Raw genomic sequence first — 22,681 nt, 5'->3', positions numbered from 1 at the left:
CTGTGATCAAGCGGACGGGCGAGGACCGGCTACCCTCCGTGCCCGATCTGCTCCAGGAAGTCCCGGTAGGCCGCATCCGGGTCGGGCTCGCCGTCGAAGACCAGGACGCCGAACCGCAGCCGCAGGGCCTCGCCCTCCTCGACGACCACCCGGCTCGGCTCGCCCCCGGTGAAGGCTCGGCGCCCGAAGGGGTTGGCCACGAGCAGGCCATAGTCCCGGGCGTGGTACCACGAGCGGCGGAAATGGCCGGGGTCGGGCATCAGCAGGATGCCGGCACGATCGCCGCCGGCCTCCCCGCTGTACGAGCACCAGTCGGCCTGACGGCCCCAGACCCCGGCCTCGTTGACCCGCCCCTCGCTGTCGATGATCCGCCCGCCGTTGACCGCCGCCAGCGGGGTGGCGAGCCGGACGCCGAGGCCCATCTCCTCCTGGTCGCCCAAGGCCAGGGTGCCGCCCACGGGCCGGAACTCCGAGTCCCAGATCAGCAGCCTGCCGGCGGGCCGCACCAGCATGGTCAGCCGGCAGACCTCCTCGGCGATGACCTCGCCGCCCTTGATGTGGCGATTCCGGACGACGAAGTCGCCCCGGCCCGGCCCGCCCTGCGGCTCCTCGACGAACCCGGCGTGCCGGATGGGGTCGTTGTCCCGCCAGGAGTCGGGCCCGCCCAGGTCGCCGAAGGCCAGCCAGAGGCCGGGATGGAACGTCGGGTGGTCGGCGATGTCCACGCCCTCGACCGGCGGGTTGTTGCGGGTGACCTGCACCCCGCGCGGCGTGTGGAGGTGCTCCAAAAATGGACGGGTCGTCTCTCCCCGCTCGAAGACGTAGGTGGCGAACGGCTCCCCGCCGATGGTCATCCGAAGGCCGTCGGGCTGATCCTCGAAGGCGACGGGCGGCGCCTCGGGAGCACCTTCGGCCTGACGGTCCCCGGGCTGACCGGTCGCCTCCCGGACCGCCTCGAAGTACCAGCGGATGCCCGGGTCGTCCTCCGTCCCCGAGCCCGCCAGGTCGTACCGCATTGGTTCCTGCTGGCACCAGACGTTGTTGTGGAAGAACACCGACAGGCCGGGCTGGGTTGCGGCGGCCTCGACCTCCCGGAGGTAGGCCCGCCGGACCTCCTCGGGGAAGATGCCACGCTCGAATTGGCCCGTCCAGCCGCCGAAGAGTTCTACGTTTACGATCGGCTTACCCTCGACGCCCGCCGCCACGAACCGGTCGTAGAGCGCCCCCGAGTCGGGGTCCGGCCCCGCCGTGTCGAACAGCAACGCGTCCACCTCCGGTGACCCGCCGATGACAATGTTCTTCTCGTGGTCGTAGCCGCCGCCCCCGACAATGCGGCCCGGGTCCACCTCATGGACCAGCCGGCAGAGTTCGATGATCCGCTCGGGGTCCCGGAAGTCGAAGACAGCCGCCGTGTCGGACCAGCCGCCGGAGTTCTGCTCGTTGGCGATGTTGATGATGATGTTGCCGAAGGGCTCCAGGGCTTCGGTGGCGGTGCGGACGGCCTCCCGGACGGCACCGGCGTCCCGCAGGCCGAAGGGGGCGTGCTGGTAGAACAGGCCGACGACGACCACCATCTCGCGTTCGGCGCAGGCCCGGATGATCCGCTCCATCCGCTCCTGATGGCCCGGGTCGATCGCCGTCCCGTCCGGCGAGAAGGGGTCGTAGTTGCCGCCCCGGCAGCCCATGTAATAGACGGCGACCGTGTTGACGCCATGGGCCTTGTAGTCGTCAAGCTGGGCGACGAGATGGTCGCACTGGGCGTCGTCCTGGGTGCCGCTGGCGGTGCGGATGCCCCACATGGAGAACGGGCGGCCGTCCAGGAGGAAGCGGTCCCCCTCGATGGTCAGCGTGGGGTTCGGCCCCCGGGCCTGATCCGATCCAGTCGAGTCGCCATCGGACCATGCCGATCCCGGGACGGGGGCCAGGACGAGCATCACCAAGAGGGATCGACACCAGAGGTTGATCATGGAGGTGTGCCTCGGTGGGGAATTCAAGTCGGCGCCATTCGGTCCGGGTGGCTCCAGCGGACCCGGCCTCGAATTCGAATTCCCTCCAGAAGGCCGACCACCCTCTCGAAGGGCCGATCAGACCTCCGGATTCGCCAACCGGCCCAGGAACAGGAGGCTCCCGGTCCGGTTGTCCCGGATCAGGAAGAGGAACGGGTGGTCGGCCCGGAACACCGCCGGCTCCTCCGGGACCCGGAACGAGGTCGCGCCCACGGCGACCCCCGTGGCGGCGGCGGCCTCCGTCCCCTCCTCGTTGACATCGACGAATGCCTTGTGGACGACCGCCGACAGGTACAGTTCCTCCTCGCTGCTCATGCCCGAGAAGTCGGCCTCGCCGGGCATGAAGGCCCGGGGCATGCCCATCGCCCCCAGCACCTCGGCAAGCTGGAACTGCGAGGCCAACGTGAAGCGGGGCAGGGAGACCCGGACCTCCCGCTCCCGTAGCCCTGAGAGCCAGCGGGACAGGTCGTCGGCGGTCAGGCGTCCTTCGAGGCCCGGCAGCCCTTCGATGTCGTCGGTCAGCAGGACCACCATCGCCAGGTCGCCCTCGCCGTAGGGCAGTTCCAGCGCCTTGAGGCCGTCGCCAGCCCAGTAGCGGTAGTCGCCCTGCCGGTGCATCAGCGGCACCTCGACCTGCCGGCCGGCCGAGACATGGAAGGGGGCGTCCTGGGTGGCCTCCTTGCGGAACGGATCGGCCCAGTCGCCCTTGAAGTAGACGGCGTTGGTCAGGACCAGCCGGGTCATGGCGTCCAGCACGCCGGGCGGGATCAGGTCGGCGATCTTGCCGTCGGTCTGCTCCTCGACCCAGGCGTTGATCTGCTGACGTGCCGGCTCGGCCTGCCGGGCGAAATCGACCCGGGCCAGTTCCGCCCCGTAGTGCTCCCGGGTCCTGGCGAGGAAGCGGTCCCGGAAGTCGAAGTCCCGCTGGCCCCAGAGCCGATTGGCCACGCTCAGCCGGAAGCCGGCCCCCTCCGCATCGGCGTCCCAGGTCGCTTGCAGGGCGGCGAAGGCCGGATGGAGCTTCTCCGGTGGGAGGCGGAAGTGGAGCACCTCGGCCATCTGCCCGGCGGTCTGGCCCCCGGCCCCGGCGTAGGTCATCGCCAGGGCGGTGGAGAGGCTTCCGGGCGAGAAGAAGAGGTTGTCGTCCCGATCCGACCCCAGCCGGGCGTAGAGGTCCAGGGCGAAGCGGGTGTTGCCCTCGACGACGGCGCGGACATCGGCGTTCATGGCCACGTCCCCTCCTCCTCGGTGCTGCTCTGGCTCCTGGCTGGCCTCGATGGACCCGCTCGGGGCGCAACCCGGGAGTGCCCCGAGGAGCCCGGCCAGGAGGACCAGGGCCAGCCGGGCGACGGGGATCGGCCCCCGATGGGACGCATCGCTGGAATGAGAAGTTGGCATGGTGGTCCTCCTCCGAAGCCGGGCCCCCGGGCATCCGCCCCACGGGCCGATTGTCCCCGCCCCCGTTCCCGTCGTCAAACCGCAGGGCTATGCTCGACGACGGGCGGTCTCACGGATGTCCCGCCTCGTCTGCGGGGGCCGGGGCACCATCCCCGATCCTCATGCCGGCCCTGGGGTCCGGAGGGAACGATGCCGGGCTGGGAGATGAAGATCATCGAGGCCGAGGCCCGGCACCTCTTGGCCCTCGCCGCCGAGGACGCCGAACTCCGCGCCGACCTGCGAGCCCTGGCCCAGGCGATCCTGGCGTCGACCGAGGAGCCTCCCCCCGGGGCCGTCCCGGCAGAGGGCTCCCACCCTAACCCGGCCCCAGCATTCCCGGATGCCGATGAGGCCCCAGCCGTCCTATCCGAACGCCCCGATGAGCCCGAGCCGCTCCACGAACTGACGCTGGGACAATCACGCCGGGCAATCGTGGAGCGCCATCCGCCATCCGGGGAGGCCATCTCCTCGGCCTTGGACGAAGGCCCCGTCCTCGGCGAGATCGAGGCCCGCTGCCGGCTCAAGGCCGAGGCGGCTCTCCTGGCGGCGGACCGCCTGCGACGAGTTCGAGACGGGGACGATCCCAAAGGCGAGAAGACACCGGAAGACCCGGAGGTCGCCGAGTGGGCCGACCGCTTCGCCGACGCCTTCTACTTCATGGAAGCCGGGGACTCCTCACCAACCCCGGACATCGCCCTGCTCGACGACCTGGGCGGCTCCATCGAGACGCTCGCAGAAGCATCGGCACTGGCGGCGGGCTCCCGGGACCGCCGGGGGGCCATCGAGCGTTCGTTGCACCTCGTCGCCGAGGCCCAGTCGGCGGTGCGGTCGGCCCTCCAACGCCTCCAGGCCCCCGACGACCCGGACCAGTTGGCGGCCTACGAATGGGTCCGGGATGCCGCCGCCCGGCACCGGGTCTTCATCAAGCGGCACCTGCGGGCAGACGACCTGGCCGACCCCGCCCGCTGGCCCGACCTGCTGGCCCGCATCGAGGCCCAGGGCGGGGGCGACCCGCAAGCGCTGAGGCATCGCCCCCGGATCGAGCGACTCCGACGGCACCTGGAGGCCATCCGGCGGAATGGCGATGCCGACCAGGACTGGCAGGCGGTCGTCAGCAGCGTGGACGAGATGGTCGCCGAGGGGCTGCCGCCCAGCAGCAAGGACCTCCGGGACCTGCTGCTGCCGGTGGTCGACGACCTGCCCGACCGGGACGACTTGCCGGAGGGTTTCCGCCTGGTCCTGCGGGAGATCGACCGCTACCTGGCATCCCGCCCGTCCCCCACGGTGGAGCCGGTCGCCCCCGAGCCGACTGCCGAGGTCCTGGAGGCCCGCCGGCTGTTGGGAGGTCGGAGCGTCGTGCTGATCGGCGGGATGTGCCGCCCGGAGGCCCGGGAAGCGCTGAGAGACGCCCTGGGTCTGGGGGAGTTGATCTGGGTCGAGACGAAGGAGCACCAGGCGGTCTCGACCTTCGAGCCGGCCATCGCCCGCCCTGAGGTGGCCCTGGTGCTGCTGGCGATCCGCTGGTCGAGCCACGCCTTCGGTGAGGTGAGGCGGTACTGCGACCTGCACGGCAAGCCCCTGGTCAGACTGCCGGGCGGATACAGCCCGAATCAGGTCGCCGCCCAGATCATCGACCAGTGCGGCGAGCGCCTGAGTGGAGGGTGATGAGAGATTTGGGACTTCGATCACTGACGGACCGGCCCCGATCATCTCCAGCACGCGAGCCCCATGCCTGAAGACTCCCAGAAGCCGACGCACGAGTCTGAGCCCACACCCGGGGACCAACTCTCCCGGCTGATCACCGGCTACTTCGCCTCCCAGGCCATCCACGTCGCCGCCGAACTCAGACTCGCCGACCTCCTGGCCGATGGCCCCCGCAGCGTCGAGGAGCTTGCCGATGCAACAGGCACGCACCCCCGGTCCCTCTGCCGCCTGATGCGTGCCCTGGCCAGCCTGGGGGTCTTCGCCGAGGGGGAGGACCACCGGTTCAGCCTGACCCCGATGGCCGACCTGATGCGGTCCGACGTGCCCGGCTCGCAGCGGGCCACGGCCCGGATGATGGGCGGGGCGTTCTACCGGGCCTTGGGTGACCTGATCGGCAGCATCCGCACGGGCGAGCCGGCCTTCGAGCGCCTGAGTGGCCAGACCTACTTCGAGTACCTCACCGGGCACCCGGAGGAGGCCCGGACCTTCGACGACGCCATGACGGCCCTGAACGACCGGAAGACGCTGGCCATGCTGGAGGTCTACGACTTCGCCGGCATCCAAGTCCTGGCCGACATCGGCGGGGGAAACGGCGGCACCCTGGCCCGGGTCCTGGGGCGCGACCCGGAGATGCGGGGCCTGCTGTTCGACCTGCCGGGGGTGGTCGAGCGGGCTGGCGAGGCGATCGAGGGGGCCGGGCTCGGGGGCCGATGCCGGGTGGTCGGCGGCGACTTCCTGGAATCGGTGCCCGGCGGGGCCAACGCCTACCTGCTGCGGCACATCCTGCACAACTGGGACGACCAGCGGGCCGTCATGATCCTCCGGAACGTCCGGCGGGCGATGGGCGAATCGGGTCGGCTGCTGGTCGTGGAGCGAGTGATCGAGCCGGGCAACGCCCCGCAGTTCGGCAAGCTGATGGACCTGACGATGCTGGTGGTCCACGGCGGGGTCGAGCGGACCGAGGAAGAGTTCCAGGGGCTCCTGGAGGCTGGCGGCTTCCGGCTGAGGCGGATCGTGCCGACGGCGGTCGAGGTGAGCGTCATCGAGGGGGAGCCGGTGTGACCGTCGGGTCGGGGCGGGTCGTCGCTCCGACCTCGACGGCACTCGGCGATGGCCCGGCTCACCGTTCGAGCTTGCGCCCGATCGTTCCCACTCGGGAGATACCGGGGCATCGGGCATGGAGTTCGAGCGAGATTGCCCGGCGTAGCGGGGCGGATGCCACCGGCCCTCAGACCTTGGCCAGTTCCTTGCCGCAGCAGTGGAAGTGGACGTGCTCGCCCTCCTTGCAGTGGCAGTCGGCGGTGACGCGAATCTCCATCCCGTACTCGGAGCAGCGGAACGTCTCGCCCTTCTTCGGCGGGGCGAGCCCCACGTCCTCGCTGGCTTCCGACATCTTCTTGGCGACCGGATCGACGCCCATGGGATCGCTCCTCTTCGATGGTCGAGGTCGGGTGATGGCCGTCCTGCGGCCTGGGCCGCAACTGTCATACCCTCCCATGCCCGTCCCGGGGCTCGGCGGGCGCCCCCGACGGTCCCGTCCCGGCTGCCGCCGTCGGCAACGCTGACCTCGGGAGAGCTTTCCCGCTTCGAGGGCCTTGAGCGCCGAGTCCCAGAGGTCCGTCGGCTTCGGGGGCGATCTCTCCATCGGAGGGCATCGTGGCGAACGAATCCACGCTCCCTCGGCGGCCGACGGCCCCATGGGTCAGGCGAAATCGGACCTCAGTGCGGCGATCTGGGGCTTCAACGCCCTTTCCAGCCGGACCATGCCGTCGATCATGGCATCCTGGATTTCCGGCCACCTCGATTCGTCGCTCCGATACCCGCCGAGGGTGACGATGTGGGCGATCCGGCAGCCCCGCTTCGAGTCGAGCCGCTGCCAGGACAATTCGCCCCCGAAGGCCCGCTCGATCTCCTCCTTCTGCCCGAGCAGGCGATCGAAGAGACGCTTTTCGCCTCGGCCTCCTCCGCGCCCCGGTCGATGTACTACTCGGCCGTCCCCTCCTCCTGGCGGATGACGTAGTTGAAGCCCAGGCCGCGCATCCCGGAGCCCGCACCGATCCAGTTGAACTCGCCCGGCGAGATGTTGGCGTGCAGGGGGGTCTTCGCCGAGGCGCGGGCCAGGAGGCCCTGCCAGAACCGCCTCCTGATCCCGTACCGCTCGGCCCGCTCCTGGCGGCCGCGCTGCTCCTTCTCCCGGACCTGGACTTGATAGGCGGCGGCCTCCGGCAGGGGGATCACCTGCTGGACATCGACCAGCAGCCGACCGTTGTCGTCGTAGGGCTTCATGCGGACGCACCGGATGTCCAGGCCGTGGTCGTTGAGCCAGATGACGGCGGTGGTCAACTCCTTCGAGAATTCCGCCGAGGCCAGGACGATGCGGACATCCTGGGCGAAGAGGTCCTCGTCCTCCTCCTCCCAGCCGAGGAACTCAAGCAGCGCGGTCCGGGCGTCGGTCGGCTCGCCGATGCGGCGCAGGTGGTCGGCGTAGACATCGACCACCTTGCCGAAGGTCAGGGTCGAGACCATCGCCGCATAGCGGATGGCCTGCAACTCCATGTGCCCGCCGTCCTCGGTCCGCTTCAGTTCGATGACGACGAGGTTGGCGTCCCGTTCGATCCCCAGCAGGTCGATCCGGCGGCGGGAGTCCTCCCACTCGCCGAATTCCTCGGAGATGACCAGGGTGTCCGGGGAGACGACCCCGATGTTGCTGCGGAGCAACCGTTGCAAGTCGGCCCGCTCCCTGATCCCGGCGGCGCCGAACGTCGTCTCGCCGAGCTTGCGGATCGCCGACGGGGTAATCTCGTAGATGGGCATCGGACCTGCTTTGCTCCTCCACGATCATCCTGGGACTCATGCCGTCCTGGACGGACGTTCGGGAACGGATCGCCCGGTTCAGAACAGACGCATCATTCCCTGGTTCACGTCATCCCCGGCGCCTTCATCGCCGCCGTCAGCGGGTCGGAGTAGGACACCCCATCGACCCGCTCGATGATGTCTCCCGAGAACTCCAGGAAGCTCCGCTTATCATCAGGCCGACTCTACGCCTTCACCAGGATACCCGACTCGATCAGCCGGTCGAAGTGGGCCTCGACCTGGCCGGGCAGGTTTCCCCCGGTGACGAGCAGCCCGAGTTCCATGTTAATCGTGAAGGCGTACTCGGTCAGGTTCGCCGAGGACAGGAACAGCCAGCGGCCGTCGGCGACGGCGCACTTGACGTGCAGGGAGCCCGGCCTGCCAATGTCGTCCCGCAGCCGCCGCTCGATCGGCCAGCAATAGACCATCGAGCAGCCGGCGACCTCCGCGCCCAGCGCCCCCAGCGTGTCGTAGGTCCCGTGCCCTTCGATCCGGTCCGGGGTCTCGACGACGACCCCGATCTCGACCCTACGCCGGGCCGCCCGCACGACCGCATCCCGGACGTTGCCGATCGCGTAGACGGCGTAGCTGACCAGCAGCAGCCGGGTGCGGGCCGAGTCGAGCACCTGGAGGATCGCCTGCTCCGTGTGGCGGTAGGGGACCGCCTCGACGTGCGGACCGGTCCAGGCCATCTCCACCGACGGCTCCCGCCCCCGCTGCCGCCCCAGGTGGGCCGCCGTCCGCAGGGCGATGGCGACCTCGGCCGGCGAGACGCCCGGCGACCCGGCCAGCCAACCGTCCACGAACCGCAGGGCCAGGCCCCGGTGGTGGGCATGGGGCACGGCATCGGCCACCCGTCGACGAATCTCGCCCGGGTCGCACGCCGAGATGACCCCGGCCACCCGCTCGACGACCTCAACCGGCAGGCCCAGTGCGAGCCCCGCAACGGCGTCGAGGATCGGGCGGGTGGGGTCCATCGTCAGGCGTCCAGGTCACGGAAGAACGCATACTCTTCCCGGTCCACCGTCGGCACCAGGACGGTCCGGTCGAGATACTTGTTCCCCCGCTCGCACGAGGTCTCCGGGGCGAACAGGCAGGCGTGGCACGAGGCCCCGTGCAGCGAGGTCCCCTCCTTGCCCGGGTGGTGCTCGGCACACAGCGGGTCGCTGGAGCAGAGCCGCATCGAGTCCATCGCCTGGGTCAGGTGCCGCTCAAGGACCGCCGGCTCCCCCAGTGACACCAGACCGCCGAGCGTGCCTTCGCTGTCCGGGGCCGCCGTGTAGATCAGCACCCCGGCCATCTCGGGCCGGTCCGTGCCCGGATTACGGGAGTAAATCCGCTCCCGGAGCGAGGCCGCCGTGTAGCCGCACTCCAGCGACAACTGCCGGATCAGGGCGTGGGCGAACGAGTGCAGCAGGACGAACCTCAATCCGGGATAGAAGTCTTCGGGCGGCTGCAAGCCCCGGTCGGCTCGCCACTGCTTGTGGGAGGCGAAGAACTCCAGGTTGAGCCGCTTCTCCCGGGCCAGCCAGGAGGCGATCTCGGACTCGGCGAAGCGGAAGAAGAGGCCCTCGCCCCGGACCTCGTTGGCCGGCACCCACGACGGCCTGCCCCGGGCGATCCGCATCCGCTGGGCCTCGGGGAACTCGGCCGGGTCCTCGTAGTCCCCCGGCGACTCGATCCGGGTGAACCCGATCAGCGCCCGCACCTCCCGCACCCGCTCGACCAGCACGACCTGCTCGAAGGAGCGGGCGAACCGCCGGGGGGCCGGCACCGCCCGCAGCCGGAAGTCCCGGGTCCGCTGGGCATGGTCGGGGTCGATGAAGACCTCCCACTCGGGGGTCTTCAGGTCGGTCACGTCCTCGCCGGTCGACGCCTCGCCCTCGGCCTGCCGCTGCCGGATCGCCGCCATGAGTTCCACGTCCGAATACTCGGCGAACTCCCGCAGCAGGTTCCGCCGCCGCAGCTTGGCGATGTCCCCCTCGCCCTCGATGTCGTAGAGGTCGGCCCAGTGGTCGGTCACGAGTTGCTTCAGCAGGTTCGATTCCTGCGGCACCGACAGGGCCGAGAGCATGATCGGGAACCAGGCGTTGGAGGCCCCCTGCAACAGCGCCCGCACCCGGATCGGCTGGCCCTGGTCGTCCTTGCAGCCGTCGTCGTCGAAGTCGCGCAGGTGGGGCCGCCGACCCCAGCAGGCCGGCAGGTCGTTGTCGTGCAGCTTGAAGGCATCCGACATCGGCCGGGAGGTCTGGCACGCCTCGCAGCGGACGTAGATGTCGGCCGCCTCGCCCGAGGGGCCCATCTCCAGCAGTTGCAGCTTGTAGGGGCAGGTCGTCTGCCCGCCGTGGACGAACTGGACCCATGGGAAGTCGTCCAGGTGCCCGTTCTTGCAGGCGACCACGAAGCGGGCCGGGACGGCGGTGGGCAGCTTGCCGGGCACCCGGCAGTTCTCGTGGACGTACCGCGCCCGGTCGGGGCTGTAGGGGTCGGCCTTTAGCACGAACTGCCCGCTGCTGAGCGGGGCCAGACGCCGGCAGCGGGGGCAGACCATCCACCGGGGGAACGGGGCGACCGGCACCCCGACGCACGCCTGCTGCTCGAAGGGGTTGGTGCGGTCCGTGTCCGGGACGATGGGCGGGGACCGCAGCGAGGCGACCTGGGCCCCGAGGGCGTTGCGGACCGAGGCCAGCAGCCGCTCCTCGGTGATCTCCCGGTACTCGGAGTTCGGCCAGTCCTCCAGGCCCATGACCATGACCGAGATGTGCGGCAGGTCGATGATCGAGCCGACGCCGAAGGTCGTGAGCATCTGGCTGGGCCGCAACTCGCCGACCCGGGGCCGCTCTCGGGCGGTGCTCACGAGCCACCCCCTTCGCCCGCCGGGGCGGCCGGCTGCACGAAGTCGTCCTCGTCGTCCAGGTTGTGGTCGTCGAGGATCAGCAGCGAGGTCGGATCCACCTCCCGCAGCGAGTTCAGGCAGGTGTACTCGTCCTAGGTCTCGATCCCCGGCCGGGCCAGCAGGCCGATCGTCTCGCTGTCCTTCTTCGCCTCGTAGCCCAGCCGGCTGCCGCCGGAGAGCCGCAGGGCACGCCGCTGCCAGTGGTCGAGCTTCTGCCTCAGTTCGGCCTCGACCTTGGTGGCCACCTCGGCGTTGCCGACCCGCCTGGCCCGATCGACGATCCAGCCGATCGCCTCCTGGACCTGCGGATGGGTCGCCTCGGTGCCCATCCGCATCGCCGCCTCGTTGGGGTTGAACGTGCCGTCCCGCAGCCGGACCAGCGAGACCAGCAGGGCGGCCAGGCCCCGATACATGGCCCCCTCGGAGAAGGGCGTCACCGAGAGGGCCTCGACGTGCTGGTAGAAGGTGGCGTGGTAGTGCTCGAAGGTCTCGTAGTGGCTCATGTCCCGGGGCCGGGCCCAGTTGTAGACGGTCACGACCAGGCCGGGGAACTTCCGCCCCACCCGGCTGGTGGCCTGGATGTACTCGGAGGTCGTCTTGGGCTGGCCGGCGCACACCATCAGGCCCAGCCTGGGCACGTCGACGCCGACGGAGATCATGTTGGTGGCCAGCAGCACGTCGAGCGGCCGGGGCTTGAGGTCGGGGTCGTGGACGCCGGACTTGCCCGCCTCCTAGCGGCGCCGCTCCATCGCCGGGTCGAAGGGGGTCTCCAGCCGGTCCAGGGTCTCGGGGATGGCCGCCGAGCCGAGCCGGGAGGTCAGTTCCTTCACCGAGTCGGGCGAGTAGACGATCCGCTTGGCCAGGCCCCGGTCGGCCATCTTTCCGAGCCGGCTGCGCACGTCGTCGTCCACCAGCCGCCGCATGCCGCCGAGTTCCCGGAGGCTGTTGAAGTAGCCGACCAGGGTCATCCACGGGTCGGCGGCGTCCCCGTGGCGCTCATACACGACCTGCGAGGCGGCCAGCAGGGTGACGTAGACCCGGATCAGGGCCAGCTTCAGCCGCCGCCCCGGGGCACAGATGCCGATGTACTTCCGGCCCGGCGTGGCCTCGGTGGAGGGCCGCTGCAAGGAGAAGAAGTTGTCGGCCACGTCCAGGCCGCTGGGCGGGAAGACGCTGGTGTCCCGCAGGAACAGGGCGTGGACCTGATCCTTCGCCTGCCGGATCGTCGCCGTCGAGGCGATCAGCTTGGGCCGCACCGCCCGGCCATCGACCTCCCAGGAACAGAGCCGGTCGATGGCCGTCTCGTACAGGCCCACCAGCGTCCCCAGCGGCCCGCTGATCAGGTGAAGCTCATCCTGGATGATCAGGTCCGGGGGCCGCAAGGGGCCGGCGGCGACGGTGCGGGCGGGGCCGAACTTGCCGTCCCTGGTCCGGGGGTGGCTGCCGGCGTCGTCGATCTCCGGCGAGCGGAATCCGTGGCGCTCGCAGAGGCCGTCCACCTGGCCGAAAAGCATCTGGACCTCGCCCTTCCACGGCATCTGGGCGAACTTGTCCACCGTGGCGATCAGCAGGCAGGGCAGGTTGCGGTAGATTTCCTCGTCCACGACCAGGATCGGGATGCCCTCGTCGGGCGACTGGCGGCGGCTGAAGGCGCACTGGCCGAACTTGTCGCCGCAGTAGACGAAGGTGCGGCCCCGGCCCTTGGCGGCGGTCTCGATGTGGTAGCAGCGGGGCGAGAAGTCGATCACCGAGCCGCACCACGGGCAGTTGGTCAGTTGGTGGGGGGAGCCGCCGCCGCCGATCGCGCCGTGCCGCTTCTTGTCGCTGCTGCCGGTGGCGGTCTTCAGCGCCTCCTCGCTGTGGGCGGTGCGGTTGGGGGTCGAGGCGGCCCCGACCCAGAGGCCGATGCGGAAGGGGGTGCGGCCCCAGCGGTGGTCGCCCTTCGCCTCGGCCTGGCGGCGGATGGCCTCGCAGGCGCAGATCAGGGCCGTGGCCCGCTGGAACTGCTGGAGGGTCAAGAGCCGCAGGGTGTACCGCATGAGCACGGCCACCCCGTCCTCGCCCGAGCGCCCCGCCACGGTGCCCTGGAGGCGGCGGATGCCCAGGGTGAAGGCCGTCAGGCCGAGGTAGGCTTCGGTCTTGCCGCCGCCGGTGGGGAACCAGAGCAGGTCGGCCAGGGCCTCGGGGCGCTCGCTGCGGTCGGGGTGGTCGAGCTTCGCCAGGCCGGGCAGGTTGAGCAGGATGAAGGCCAACTGGAAGGGATACCAGGAGCGGTTCCCGGGGATGTCCACGTCGTTGTAGTCGATGTCCCGGCCCCGCCGGACGCCCTCGGAGAACAGCGAGCGGGTCCGCTGGAGCCACATGGCGTGGTTCATGAACCGGAAGGCGTCGGCGACCTGGGCGTCGGTGGCCAGCAGGTCGAGCCCCTCCTCGATCCGCCGCAGGGTCGCCTCGCAGCGCTCGATGGCGGCCTGGGCCGTGGATCGGAACCGCTCCAGGCCCTCGGCCGGGTCGTCGATGCGGGCCTTCTCCCGGGCGATCCAGTCCCGATACGCCTCGACCAGCGGCCCCAGCCTGGCCCGTAGCTGGGCCTGCGGGGTCTCGTGCAGGACCTTCATGTCGAGGACCAGGCCCTCCAGCCGGGCGAAGGCGGGGTTCCGGTCGGCATCCTCGACGGTCGGCGGGGTAGTCCGGGGTATCTCGTAGCTCGGGATGGCCCTGGTGACGAGCCGCACGGCCCGGCCGGGGTCGTCGGGGGCGACCTCGGCATGGACGGCGACCCCGTGGCCGACGGCGAACTCGACGTGCCGGCGGTAGATCATCGCCAGCAGGTCGGCCTCCCGCTTGTAGGACTCGTCGGTGCCGGGCAGGTCGATGTGGCCCTGCCGCTTGAAGAAGGCGGGGGCGCCGTCGGGGGACTGGACGGCCAACTCGCACTGGAACATCCAGGTGCGTTCCCGGTTCGGGGGCGGCGGCTCGGTGCCGTCGTTGACCAGGAACAGGGTGACGCTCCAGTGGTCGGGGCGGCGGCGGATCAGCCCCTTGAGCTTGGCGTCCGGGAATGCCTGGTCGGCGATGATCGGCCCGACCGGGCCGGCGACCAGCGGGATGCGGTGGGGAGTGCCGCCGCACGGCTGGCGCTTCCAGACCCGCCTGGGGGTGCCGGTCTTGGGGTTGGTCTCGAACTCGCTGGGGGCCTTGTCGTAGTGGCCCCAGCGGGGCGTGACCTCCAGGGCGGGCACGTCGAGCGGGACGCAGAAGGAGAGGCCGAGCGAGGAGGGGAAGATGGCCTTACCCTGGGGTGCCGACAGTTCGGTGGGCCCGTCGTCGCCGCCCAGGTTGCCCCGGCCGACCCCCTCGATGCCCAAGTTGTCGTCCGAGGGAACGTCGCCTTCGAGGGTGTCGTCGTCCTCGGAGGGCGGGGTGTCGGGCCGGTCGAACAGGGGCAGCGGCAGGTCCTCGGCCCGCTGGCGGGGGGCGAGGATGCCGACGAGGTAGCGGTCCCGGATGCGCTCGGAGACCTCCTCGGTCTCGCCGCCGGCGGGTCCCCGGAGTTCCTTGACCGCCATCGCCTCCAGCATCTCACGGAGTTGGAGCGGCGAGGGGACGGTCTCCTTGAGCGTCATCTGGGGCATGGCTCGTCCCACAAGCTCGGCCCGCTCACGGCGGGGAGGGTGGCAACTGGTCGGAGGCCGAGCCGGGTGCCGGTCCTCCGCTGGCGGGTCTCGGATACCATGCCAGCATACAGGAATCGCTTCCGGGCGTTAATGACCGGAGTCGCCCCCGCTTGCGTCCGGACCTCTGCCCTATGTCCGGAGTCCGGGTCGTTGTGTCCGGAGTCCCGGGCGGCTGTGTCCGGAGTCGGTGGGGCGGCGGGGGCCTCCCGGTGCGCTGCGGTGCGCCCGGTGGACGCCGTTCGGTGCGCCAGTGACCGCTGATGGGACGATGCGGGACCAGATGCCACAACTCATTGCGGGCAAAACGTTTCCCGATGCGGATTGCCCCTCCGGGGCGGGGGCAATTTGGGTTCGTTCCGTTTTTCGGTCGAAGCGATCGGGTCCCTCCGGCGAGGCGGGCCGCAGGAGCGGATTCCGGATTCCGGATGGCGGAGATCGGGCCCCCCAAAGGGGCATGACCGATCGCGTCGGGACGAGCGGCAGGGACGCTCGATTCGCCGAGGTGCGCCCTGGTGGCGCCTGGCGGTGCGCCAGTGACCGTTGATGAATCGGTTGCCGTTCTGCCCGTGGAACTCGTTTCGAATTCTTGACTTGCGGGAATCTCGCCCCTCGGTCCTGGGGGGCGAATTGGGTTCGTTCCGTTTTTTCGGCGCCGGCATCGGGTCGCTCATGGTCGAGCAGGCCCGCGCGACAACCGGTCTGCCATTACGGCAGGTGGGTTCGTTTGGTCGAGATGGTGCGGGGGGGGCGAATGGGTTCGTTTCGTCACCGGTGTCGGCGAGTGGCGCGGCGCGATCGGCAGGGGAATGGGTCGGGGTCGGATTGCCAAGGAGCGGGGAGGGGACAATGCCCCAGGATACCGTCGGACATGGAGGGCGGGATGGCAACTGAACCGGAGAAAATGCGCGGGGCCTGCCTTGGAGGTGAGGCCCGACGCTCAGGGGAGGACCTCGACGGTGAGGTCGGGGAAGCCCGCCAACCGATTGTCGTTGGTCAGGAACGATGTGCAGCCGGCTTGCACGGCCGCCGCCAGGTGCAGGGCATCCTGGGCCGAATAGCGCTTACCGGACGACGCATAAGCATGATGGCCTCGAATGTGGGCGGCACGATCGAAGACCGGGGTGCTGAGCGGCACGACGGTCACGCCCGGGGCCAGGAACATCCGTTCGTAGTCGAGCAGGAGTGCCCCGTCCCCCAGGCCGAGCGGCTTGACCAGGCATTCGAGCCGGGTGAAATCGCTGATGGCGAACCGATGCCCCGCCGCCTGGAGGGTGGCGAGGTGCGCCCGCGCCCGGGCGTCGAAGGGGGCCGGTCCTTCGACCCAGTAGATGAGGATGCAGGAGTCGAGGTAGGTCAGCACGGTCGCCTATTCCTGCCCGGCCGGAGGCGAGGGGGGACCGCCCCACAACGCGTCCCAGCGCCGCTCATACTCGGCATCCTCTTCCTGGCGTGCCGTCTCTTCCGCCTGCATCTCTGCCAGGCTTCGTCCCTGATAACCCCTGGCCCGCTGGTTGGCCCGGATTTCGTCCATGACTTCCACCAGCCCCCGCCCGGTTGGGGCCGACGGCGAAAGGGGTTGCACGATCACCTGGACCCGGCCCGGCGCCAGATTCGGCTTCTCGTCCAGTTCGAGCGTGCCATCGGGTTTCAGCGTCCCGGCGATCACGGTCCCGGTTCGGCTCATGGTTCATCTCCGCTTCAAGGAGGCCCTCCCGAGTTTACTCGAACAGCGTCGGCCCCGCCCCGGCCTGCTTCGCCCGCCCCTTGGCCTTCCCGGCCCCCTTCGCCCGAGTGCCGCCCTTCTTCGTGTCGTGGAGGCCCCGGGCGACCTCCTCGGCGTGGCACTCGTGGTTGAGCGTCAGGAGGCGGGCGAGGACTTCCCGGCGGGCCGGCTCGCTGAGGGTGAAGCGGGTGCCCTGCCGGGTCTCGTGGAAGCCGTGGCCGAGGTCGAAGTCGGACCAGCCGTAGGCGGCGGCGACGGCCCGGTCCATCTCGACGTGGAGGTCCCGGAGCGTCTGGATGTCGGCGGCGGATTCGTTGGGACCGTGGAATCGGTTGTATAAATCCGTAAGCCCTTCGTGATTCAAATCAAGTGTGCTCGCCCTGTGCCGATAATAGCGATCACCTATGGTATCAAGAGCATTAATCAGTTGCTTTGGAAAGGGGAAAGTATCCAGGCAATCCGAGGGGGTATACCGCCCCCGTGTCTCTAAACTCGATTGATATCGCTTTACCCATACATCATGTAACGAAGATTGAAGTATGGCGAAAGTGGAATACCTAGGATCAGTGATTACTACAGTTGCCTCGCTGGCGATGATGTCGGTTGGGATGAACGCAAAGGCAAGATGCTTACTATGGCTCGTCACCGCAAGTGCACGCTCGATCTTGCTTAGGAGCCATCCAAGAATAAGTTCCGAGTTCCTCTTGGCCCATATCAATGCAGCACTTGCGGCTGCCGTGGGCTGATGGTGTCGTTCCAGTCCGGGCAGACCTCATGCCGCTCCCGGTCCAGCCGCTCCATCACGGCGGCGGGCACCTTCACCTTCGTCGGATATTCCGCCCGGTCCAGGCTCGCCGTCACTCCCGCCCCGCCGACCTCCGTCCCACGGGCCCAGCCGAGCATCGCCTCCAGGCTTCGCAACGGCTGCCCGGCCCAATTGATGCTCACCGGCCCGAAGAGCCGATGCTCCACCGGGTTCCACTTCGACGCCCCGGTCGGGTAGTGGCAGACCGTCACGTGGAGCCCGTAGCGGTCGGCGATCCGCTCCTGCAGCCGGGCCTTCCAGAGCCGGGGGCGATGGCCGTTGCTGCCGCCGCCGTCGGCCAGGATCAGCAGCTCGTCGGCCCCCCGGTATCGCTCCGAGCCGTGGCGTGCCCACCACGAGCCGATCGCCTCGACGGCGAAGGCCGGCGTATCCGCCGAGGTGCCGACGCAGACGTGCCCCCGGCCCGAGAGCACGTCGCAGATGCCGTAGGGGGTCGCCCGGCACTCGGCATCGCTGAGGAAGTCATAGACATTGACCTCCTCGGGCTCTCGGAGCCAGGCGGCCCCGGCGTTCTTGAAGTTGCCGACCAGTTCCTTCTTCTTGCTATCGACGCCGATGATCGGCTGCCCCAGGCCCTCGAAGATGGCGATCCGCTCGTCGATGTTGCGGGACTGCCGGTCCCGGTCGGGGTGATCCGGCCCGGTGAACCGCTTTCGGTTGACCCGCAACGAGCAGTCCTGATCCCGCAGCAGCCGGGCGATGGTGGTGGGGCTGAGGTCGTGCCCGAGCCGCTCCAGGTCGGCCCCGATGGCCGGGAGGCTGCGGCGGACGAACTCGGTCGGACCCATCGGGTCGCCGCCGGTCGTCGGCTCGACGACGGCGGTCAGGGCCGGGACGACCTCGGGGCTTTTTTTTCGACGGCAGGCCGTCCGCCACCGGGCAAGCGGACCCGATCGCCGGGCCGGCCCTGCAGCGAGTCGGCCAGTTCCCGTCGGCCCCGGCGGATGGTATCGACGTCCAGGCCGGTGATCCGGGACAGGAGGCGACCGCCGCCGTGGCCGACCTTGGAGGATTCGACGGCGGCGTACCAGCGGCGTTGCTGCTCGTCGAGCCGGCTCATCAGGAGGTTCATCCGGCGATGGATCTCCTGATCGGGATGTGGCTCGGGGCCGGTACAGGAGGGGCACTGGCACGGATGGACGTCACGCTGGGGCATGGACGCGCCTTCCCTGTGGTCTCGTCGGAGTCCATGTCATCCTACCAGAAAACTGGAACTTGATCCTGGATGGCCCCTTAGACTGTCATATAGCGCACTCCGCTTCTCTGCGTGTTGCCACCATCGCTCGGGCAGTGGCGATCTCAGGGCGAATTGCCCATTTGGTTTCTTGCGCTGTCGTTCGGGCTTCACTTTCGATTCTACGATGGTGAGACAGTCAGGATAGTAGTCGACCTCTATTGAGTTGTCGGGTATAGCCGGTGCAGCTTGATCCGGGCGTCCGCCGTGGTGAACTGCCACTCCACCTCGACCCCACGCTCGTTGCGGTCCTCCTCCCACGCCTCCACCTCGCGGCGAAGCTCCTCGGGCGACTCGATCCGTCGATCCAGGCACTGCCGGGCCAGCACCGACAGCTCGATCTCCGCCATGTTCAGCCAGCTGCCATGCTTCGGCGTGTGATGGATCTCCAATCGCTCGGCAATCCGCCTCGCCTGCTCCGGCGGGAAGGCCTCGTACAGCGAGGCCAGCTTGTGCGTGTTCAGGTTATCCATCACCAGGACGACCTTCTCCGCCTCCGCGTGCACCTCCTCGACCAGCCAGCGGACCACCTCGGCGAAGTCCACCGCCGTCCGACGCTCGGTTACCTTCACCGCCCGCCAGCCCAGCAGCGGCTCGGAGATCATGGACAGGTTGGCCGTCCCGTTGCGGACGGACTCGTAGTCGAACCGCCCCGGCTGGCCGGGGGCGGCCGGGATCGGCTGGATCACCTCGCCGAGGAGTTGCTTGCTCGCCTCGTCGAGGCAGACCAGCGGCCGCTTCTCGTCGTAGGGGCGGTGGTAGACGTCCAGCACGTCCTCCATCGCCGCCACGAACTCGGCGTTCGCCTCCGGCGGGATGCACCACTGCTCCTTCAGGTGCGGCTTCAGTTCGCTTTTTTCAAAGCGCGCCGCACCGTCTCGTCGGAGATCGTGGGGACGACCTCCAGCTCGACGAGCGTGTCGGCCAGCAGCCGCATCGTCCAGGCCTTGCGGCCGTCCGGCGGCGCGGAGCAGGCCAGGGCGATCAACTGCGCCTCGGCCCGCCCGTCCAGGGCCCGCTCTCGGCTGGGGCGGGCCTGCTTCTTGCGGACCAAGGCCGCCTCCAGGCCCTGCTCGACGAACCGCTGGCGGACCCGCTCGATGGTGGCGACGCTGACCTCGACGGCCTCGGCGATCCGCCCGTCGGGCCAGGCGGGGCCGCCCTCGGCGGCGTCGGCCTTGAGCAGGATGCGGGCGTGGGCCAGCTTCTTCGCGGCGGCCTTCCCCGCCGCGATGAGCTCGTGGAGGTCCTGGCGTTCCTCGGCCGTCAGCGTGACGATGTACTTCTTCAAGTCGGTTCTCCTGAAGCGGTTATCGCCCCAGGAGAACCGATTCCGACACAGCCCTCAAGTCATCGGTGGCCGACTAATAGTCACTTGCTACTGGTCCATTGTAACTTCCGCTTGCACCTTGCCTGTCCAAAGGCCAGTCAAAGAATGATATGATGCACCTGCTTGCCTCGTGATTTGGATGAGAATTTAGGTCTTGGCCATTTAAATAAGGCCTTAACACATCTGCGTTTTTTGCATTGATGCCTATTAGCATCTCGGCGTCTTCGGGTGAAATAATGAAACCCATACCCAATGGTTTTGATCCTTCACAGGCAGTGCCCTTGTGTTCGGACAATTTTCTCGGCGGAGCGTCAAGTTGCCCTCCCTCTGACAAAAGGGAAGATATGGAACCCACAGTATGACCATCGAGAATTCGCTGGCCAATCCATTGACCATTGCGAATCCAAAGTAGTGTGACCTCAAGGCTTGCTGTACCTGGCCACTTGCAACCCGTGTTAGCCCGAATGATAGAGCAGCCGGATTCTAATATCTTATCCAATCCAACTTCCCTGGTATCACCCTCTGAAACCGTGTTCGTAGCTATGAATCCCAATCCGCCAGATTCGTTGAGGATGTCTCTTGCGCGTAGAAAGAAATACGAACAAAGGTCGGCTCTGCCGCCTGCTTTGCTATCTCCCGACACATAAGAACTCAAGTATCCCAAATAGGATTTTCCCAGACGGCCCGATATTAGTGTGCCGCCCATGAACGGCGGGTTGCAGACGAAGGCGTCGAACCCCGCCCGGTCCATGAAGACCTCGGGGAACTCCAGCGCCCAGTGGAACCGGCCCTCGATCCCCGCCTTGCGAAGCCGCTTCTTCGCCTCCGCTTCCAGTTGCTCGGCCGGCAGGTCCTTGAACTTGTACTCGACCTCGGCCAGCATCCCGTTCAGGGCCGACTCCAACTCCCCGGCGTTCCTCGCCTCCCAGGTCGCCGCCAGGAGCAGGTCGGCGGCGTAGGTCAGCCGCTTCGTCTGGTCCTCGACGTTGGCCAGCATCGCCGCCTTCCGCTCGATTTCCTGCGGCGTGTTCGAGGGCAGCGTCTCGATCTGCTTGCGGAGCAGCCGCACGGCGTCCAGCCGCCTCTCGATCTGCTGCCGCTGCTGCTCCATCAGCGGACGGACCTTTGCCCCCTCGGTCATCGAGAACCGGAGCAACTGGTCGATGCTGCTGAGGCCCACCAGCGAGTCGCCGCACCGGATGGCGTGGTCGAGGAACGTGAACGGCTTGTCCTTGGCCAGCGTCAGCAGCCAGAGCGACAGCTTCGCCATCTCCACGGCCAGCGGGTTCCTGTCTACCCCGTAGAGGCACCGCTCGGCCACGAGTCGTCGGGCGTAGAGCAGCCGCTCCTGGCGGTCGAGCGGGATCAGTTGCTCGTCGGGCTGACCCTCGGAGACCTCGCCGAACGGGGTGATCCGGGGCGTGCCCCCGGCCCGACGCTCGGCCTCCTCCCACGCCTCCAGCAGCCGCAGGGACAGGTCGATGCAGACCTGGACCAGGAAGGCCCCGCTGCCGCAGGCCATGTCGCAAATCTTCAGGTCCAGCAGTTGGGCCGCCGACCTCAGCCGCCACTCTTCCTGAGGTTTCCCCTCGGCCGGGCCGTCGTAGACCAGGGGCTCCAGCGTGTACCGGACGATCGGCTCGGTCAGGCTCTCGGGCCTGTAGTGCGTCCCGCTGGACCGGCGGTCGGTCCCCGCCGTGACGTAGACGCTGCCGGGCAGCAGGACGAGCGGGTAGTCGAACGTGTCCAGCCGCACCAGGCCGGCGAACGGCCGGACCCGCCCCCAGAGCGCCTCGTCCCCCTGGCAGGCGGTGCGGAACCGGCCGAGGACCTGATCGTCCGGCTCCGAGGCCAGCAGCCGCTTCACCGTCGCCACCGACGAGCGCCCCGTCTCGTCCTTGGCGAACTTCAGTAGCTCGTCCTCGCCCTTCGCCGCCCGGGACTCCAACTCGGCCAGCGGCACTTCAGGCTCGGCGTTCCGGGACCCGCTCAGGCCCAGGACCGGCTCGTCGGCCCGGACCGCCGTGTGGTCGAGCAGGCCCTCGTAGACGTGGCCGATCTGCGTGATCTGCAAGGCCCGGAAGCTCAGCTTGCGGGGCGTGGCCGGGCCCCCGCCCGGCAGCTTGACCTGGAGCACCTGGAGCGCTTCGAGCAGGTGCAGCACCGTGCGGTTGTCTACCGGGAGGGGATGGCCGGGCGTGCCCGTCCAACTCGTCCCCGGCGGGCGCCCTTCCAGGAACGGGAACCGGTCCGGGTCGAACAGCTTGCCCTTGTAAGCCGGCAGCTTGATCCGCTCGTGCCGCACCCCGGCGTAGACGGCCCGGGTGGTCGTCAGCAGGCGGCACCAGGCATCGTTGCGGCGCTGGAGGACATCCTCGCCGAAGTCGTTGGCCGCCGCCCGCAACTGCTCCCGCAGGGTGGAGACGGCGTAGTTCTTGTCGTAGAGGTCGTCGCCCAGCAGGAGAAGCTCCCTCTCCTCGGCACAGAACAGGAACACGAGTCTCATCATCACCGTCAGGGCGGCCTCGTACAGGACCGCCTCGGGCACGCCCTTCAGCAGGGCCCCGCCGTGGTCCCGGTTGGCCTTGTCGAGCGAGGAGACGAGCACCTCGACCGCCCGCCGCACCTGATAGCCAAGCTGGTCGGTGACCTCCTGCTGGTCCTCGGCGCTCTGGGCCAGCAGCCGTTCGAGCGTCTCCTCCTCCGGCACGCCGAAGAACCGGTGGACGCCCAGCAGGGTCCGGAACGCCTGGAGGGTCTTCGGCTCCTCCAGCCAGAGCGGGGCGTACCAGGAGGCGTAGCCGGTCGTCTCGCCCCGGGGGGCATCGACGAGCATCCACTGGTCGCCGTTGGTGACCAGGCCCAGCCGGACGCCCGTGTCGTGCAGCAGTTGCATCATCCGGGTGTCCGGCGATGCCGCCCAGGACCGCCCCTCGACGACCCGTCCTAGCTTCTGCCGGAGCGGGTAGGGGGATTGAAAGGACAAAACTCTTCC

At 69.0% G+C, this 22,681-nt stretch carries 18 protein-coding genes and 1 pseudogene; 2 read left to right on the top strand and 17 right to left on the bottom strand.

All coding sequences use genetic code 11. The features are described from left to right. Nucleotides 1-29: 29 nt before the first annotated feature. Complete coding sequence (locus ElP_RS17535; RefSeq protein ID WP_145271433.1) at nt 30-1,967, bottom strand: DUF6807 domain-containing protein; 1,938 nt, start codon at nt 1,965-1,967, stop codon at nt 30-32. Nucleotides 1,968-2,084: 117 nt separating this feature from the next. After that, complete coding sequence (locus ElP_RS17530; RefSeq protein ID WP_145271431.1) at nt 2,085-3,404, bottom strand: serpin family protein; 1,320 nt, start codon at nt 3,402-3,404, stop codon at nt 2,085-2,087. A gap of 189 nt (nt 3,405-3,593) precedes the next feature. Here ElP_RS17530 and ElP_RS17525 point away from each other — a divergent pair, with 189 nt between their 5' ends. Together ElP_RS17525 and ElP_RS17520 are read left to right on the top strand one after the other, a co-directional pair. Beyond that, nucleotides 3,594-5,108: a DUF2325 domain-containing protein gene (locus tag ElP_RS17525; RefSeq protein ID WP_145271429.1), complete on the top strand. Its 1,515-nt coding sequence runs from the start codon at nt 3,594-3,596 to the stop codon at nt 5,106-5,108. Nucleotides 5,109-5,171: 63 nt separating this feature from the next. Continuing rightward, nucleotides 5,172-6,209, top strand: coding sequence for a methyltransferase (locus ElP_RS17520; protein WP_145271427.1), 1,038 nt, complete (start codon nt 5,172-5,174; stop codon nt 6,207-6,209). A gap of 166 nt (nt 6,210-6,375) precedes the next feature. Here the strand turns inward: ElP_RS17520 and ElP_RS17515 are convergent, their stop codons facing one another. From ElP_RS17515 to ElP_RS17455, 15 genes and pseudogenes are all read right to left on the bottom strand, one after another. Then, nucleotides 6,376-6,567: a hypothetical protein gene (locus ElP_RS17515; RefSeq protein WP_145271425.1), complete on the bottom strand. Its 192-nt coding sequence runs from the start codon at nt 6,565-6,567 to the stop codon at nt 6,376-6,378. Nucleotides 6,568-6,849: 282 nt separating this feature from the next. Continuing rightward, complete coding sequence (locus ElP_RS40685) at nt 6,850-7,209, bottom strand: DUF4268 domain-containing protein (protein ID WP_261344449.1); 360 nt, start codon at nt 7,207-7,209, stop codon at nt 6,850-6,852. Beyond that, on the bottom strand, nt 7,131-7,961 hold the full coding sequence (locus ElP_RS39745; protein WP_231749164.1) for a hypothetical protein: 831 nt from the start codon (nt 7,959-7,961) through the stop codon (nt 7,131-7,133). Before ElP_RS39745 ends, ElP_RS40685 begins: the two co-directional genes overlap by 79 nt. Before the next feature lie 224 nt (nt 7,962-8,185). Continuing rightward, nucleotides 8,186-8,977, bottom strand: a complete 792-nt coding sequence (gene drmC / locus ElP_RS17500; protein ID WP_145271423.1) for a DISARM system phospholipase D-like protein DrmC — start codon at nt 8,975-8,977, stop codon at nt 8,186-8,188. A 2-nt stretch (nt 8,978-8,979) separates the two neighbouring features. Beyond that, nucleotides 8,980-10,857 carry a DUF1998 domain-containing protein gene (gene drmB, locus ElP_RS17495; protein ID WP_197446142.1) on the bottom strand — a complete coding sequence of 626 codons (1,878 nt, stop codon included), beginning with the start codon at nt 10,855-10,857 and terminating at the stop codon, nt 8,980-8,982. Between the two features lie 131 nt (nt 10,858-10,988). Further along, the gene (locus ElP_RS17490; RefSeq protein ID WP_145271421.1) at nt 10,989-11,573 is read right to left on the bottom strand and encodes a helicase-related protein; all 585 of its coding nucleotides are present in this window, start codon (nt 11,571-11,573) and stop codon (nt 10,989-10,991) included. Between the two features lie 54 nt (nt 11,574-11,627). After that, nucleotides 11,628-14,522, bottom strand: coding sequence for a DISARM system helicase DrmA (gene drmA, locus ElP_RS17485; RefSeq protein ID WP_145271418.1), 2,895 nt, complete (start codon nt 14,520-14,522; stop codon nt 11,628-11,630). A gap of 988 nt (nt 14,523-15,510) precedes the next feature. Further along, a complete protein-coding gene (locus ElP_RS17480) occupies nt 15,511-15,933 on the bottom strand; it encodes a type II toxin-antitoxin system VapC family toxin (RefSeq protein WP_145271416.1) in 423 nt (140 codons plus the stop codon). A 6-nt stretch (nt 15,934-15,939) separates the two neighbouring features. Then, nucleotides 15,940-16,257 carry a hypothetical protein gene (locus tag ElP_RS17475; RefSeq protein ID WP_145271415.1) on the bottom strand — a complete coding sequence of 106 codons (318 nt, stop codon included), beginning with the start codon at nt 16,255-16,257 and terminating at the stop codon, nt 15,940-15,942. Between the two features lie 34 nt (nt 16,258-16,291). Continuing rightward, a complete protein-coding gene (locus ElP_RS17470) occupies nt 16,292-16,660 on the bottom strand; it encodes a hypothetical protein (RefSeq protein WP_145271413.1) in 369 nt (122 codons plus the stop codon). Nucleotides 16,661-16,738: 78 nt separating this feature from the next. Further along, nucleotides 16,739-16,942 (bottom strand): annotated as a pseudogene (locus ElP_RS41240) (type IIL restriction-modification enzyme MmeI); the annotation flags it as partial. A 68-nt stretch (nt 16,943-17,010) separates the two neighbouring features. After that, entirely contained in the window at nt 17,011-17,949 is a 939-nt protein-coding gene (locus ElP_RS17465) for an ISAzo13 family transposase (RefSeq protein ID WP_231749837.1), read from the bottom strand. Continuing rightward, on the bottom strand, nt 17,946-18,194 hold the full coding sequence (locus ElP_RS39740; RefSeq protein ID WP_231749893.1) for a hypothetical protein: 249 nt from the start codon (nt 18,192-18,194) through the stop codon (nt 17,946-17,948). The genes ElP_RS17465 and ElP_RS39740 overlap by 4 nt, the downstream gene beginning before the upstream one ends. Before the next feature lie 320 nt (nt 18,195-18,514). Beyond that, nucleotides 18,515-19,647 (bottom strand): IS630 family transposase gene (locus ElP_RS17460; RefSeq protein ID WP_231749285.1). Its coding sequence is split into 2 segments (ribosomal slippage): nt 18,515-19,209 and nt 19,209-19,647, totalling 1,134 coding nucleotides; the frame shifts between segments, so codons are not numbered across the junction. A 73-nt stretch (nt 19,648-19,720) separates the two neighbouring features. Next, complete coding sequence (locus tag ElP_RS17455) at nt 19,721-22,672, bottom strand: Eco57I restriction-modification methylase domain-containing protein (protein WP_145271411.1); 2,952 nt, start codon at nt 22,670-22,672, stop codon at nt 19,721-19,723. Nucleotides 22,673-22,681 lie beyond the last annotated feature (9 nt).

It is taken from the genome of Tautonia plasticadhaerens (genome assembly GCF_007752535.1).
Classification (GTDB): domain Bacteria; phylum Planctomycetota; class Planctomycetia; order Isosphaerales; family Isosphaeraceae; genus Tautonia; species Tautonia plasticadhaerens.
The sequence above is the reverse complement of the archived record's forward strand: the minus strand, read 5'-3'. Positions and strand labels throughout refer to the sequence as shown.

Bases quoted from the DNA above. Each gene is read 5' to 3' on its own strand.
- ElP_RS39740 (WP_231749893.1), bottom strand. From the start codon at position 18,194: ATGAACCTCCTGATGAGCCGGCTCGACGAGCAGCAACGCCGCTGGTAC.
- ElP_RS17530 (WP_145271431.1), bottom strand. From the start codon at position 3,404: ATGCCAACTTCTCATTCCAGCGATGCGTCCCATCGGGGGCCGATCCCC.
- ElP_RS17525 (WP_145271429.1), top strand. From the start codon at position 3,594: ATGCCGGGCTGGGAGATGAAGATCATCGAGGCCGAGGCCCGGCACCTC.
- drmA (WP_145271418.1), bottom strand. From the start codon at position 14,522: ATGACGCTCAAGGAGACCGTCCCCTCGCCGCTCCAACTCCGTGAGATG.
- ElP_RS17515 (WP_145271425.1), bottom strand. From the start codon at position 6,567: ATGGGCGTCGATCCGGTCGCCAAGAAGATGTCGGAAGCCAGCGAGGAC.
- ElP_RS17475 (WP_145271415.1), bottom strand. From the start codon at position 16,257: ATGAGCCGAACCGGGACCGTGATCGCCGGGACGCTGAAACCCGATGGC.
- drmC (WP_145271423.1), bottom strand. From the start codon at position 8,977: ATGGACCCCACCCGCCCGATCCTCGACGCCGTTGCGGGGCTCGCACTG.
- ElP_RS17535 (WP_145271433.1), bottom strand. From the start codon at position 1,967: ATGATCAACCTCTGGTGTCGATCCCTCTTGGTGATGCTCGTCCTGGCC.
- ElP_RS17520 (WP_145271427.1), top strand. From the start codon at position 5,172: ATGCCTGAAGACTCCCAGAAGCCGACGCACGAGTCTGAGCCCACACCC.
- ElP_RS39745 (WP_231749164.1), bottom strand. From the start codon at position 7,961: ATGCCCATCTACGAGATTACCCCGTCGGCGATCCGCAAGCTCGGCGAG.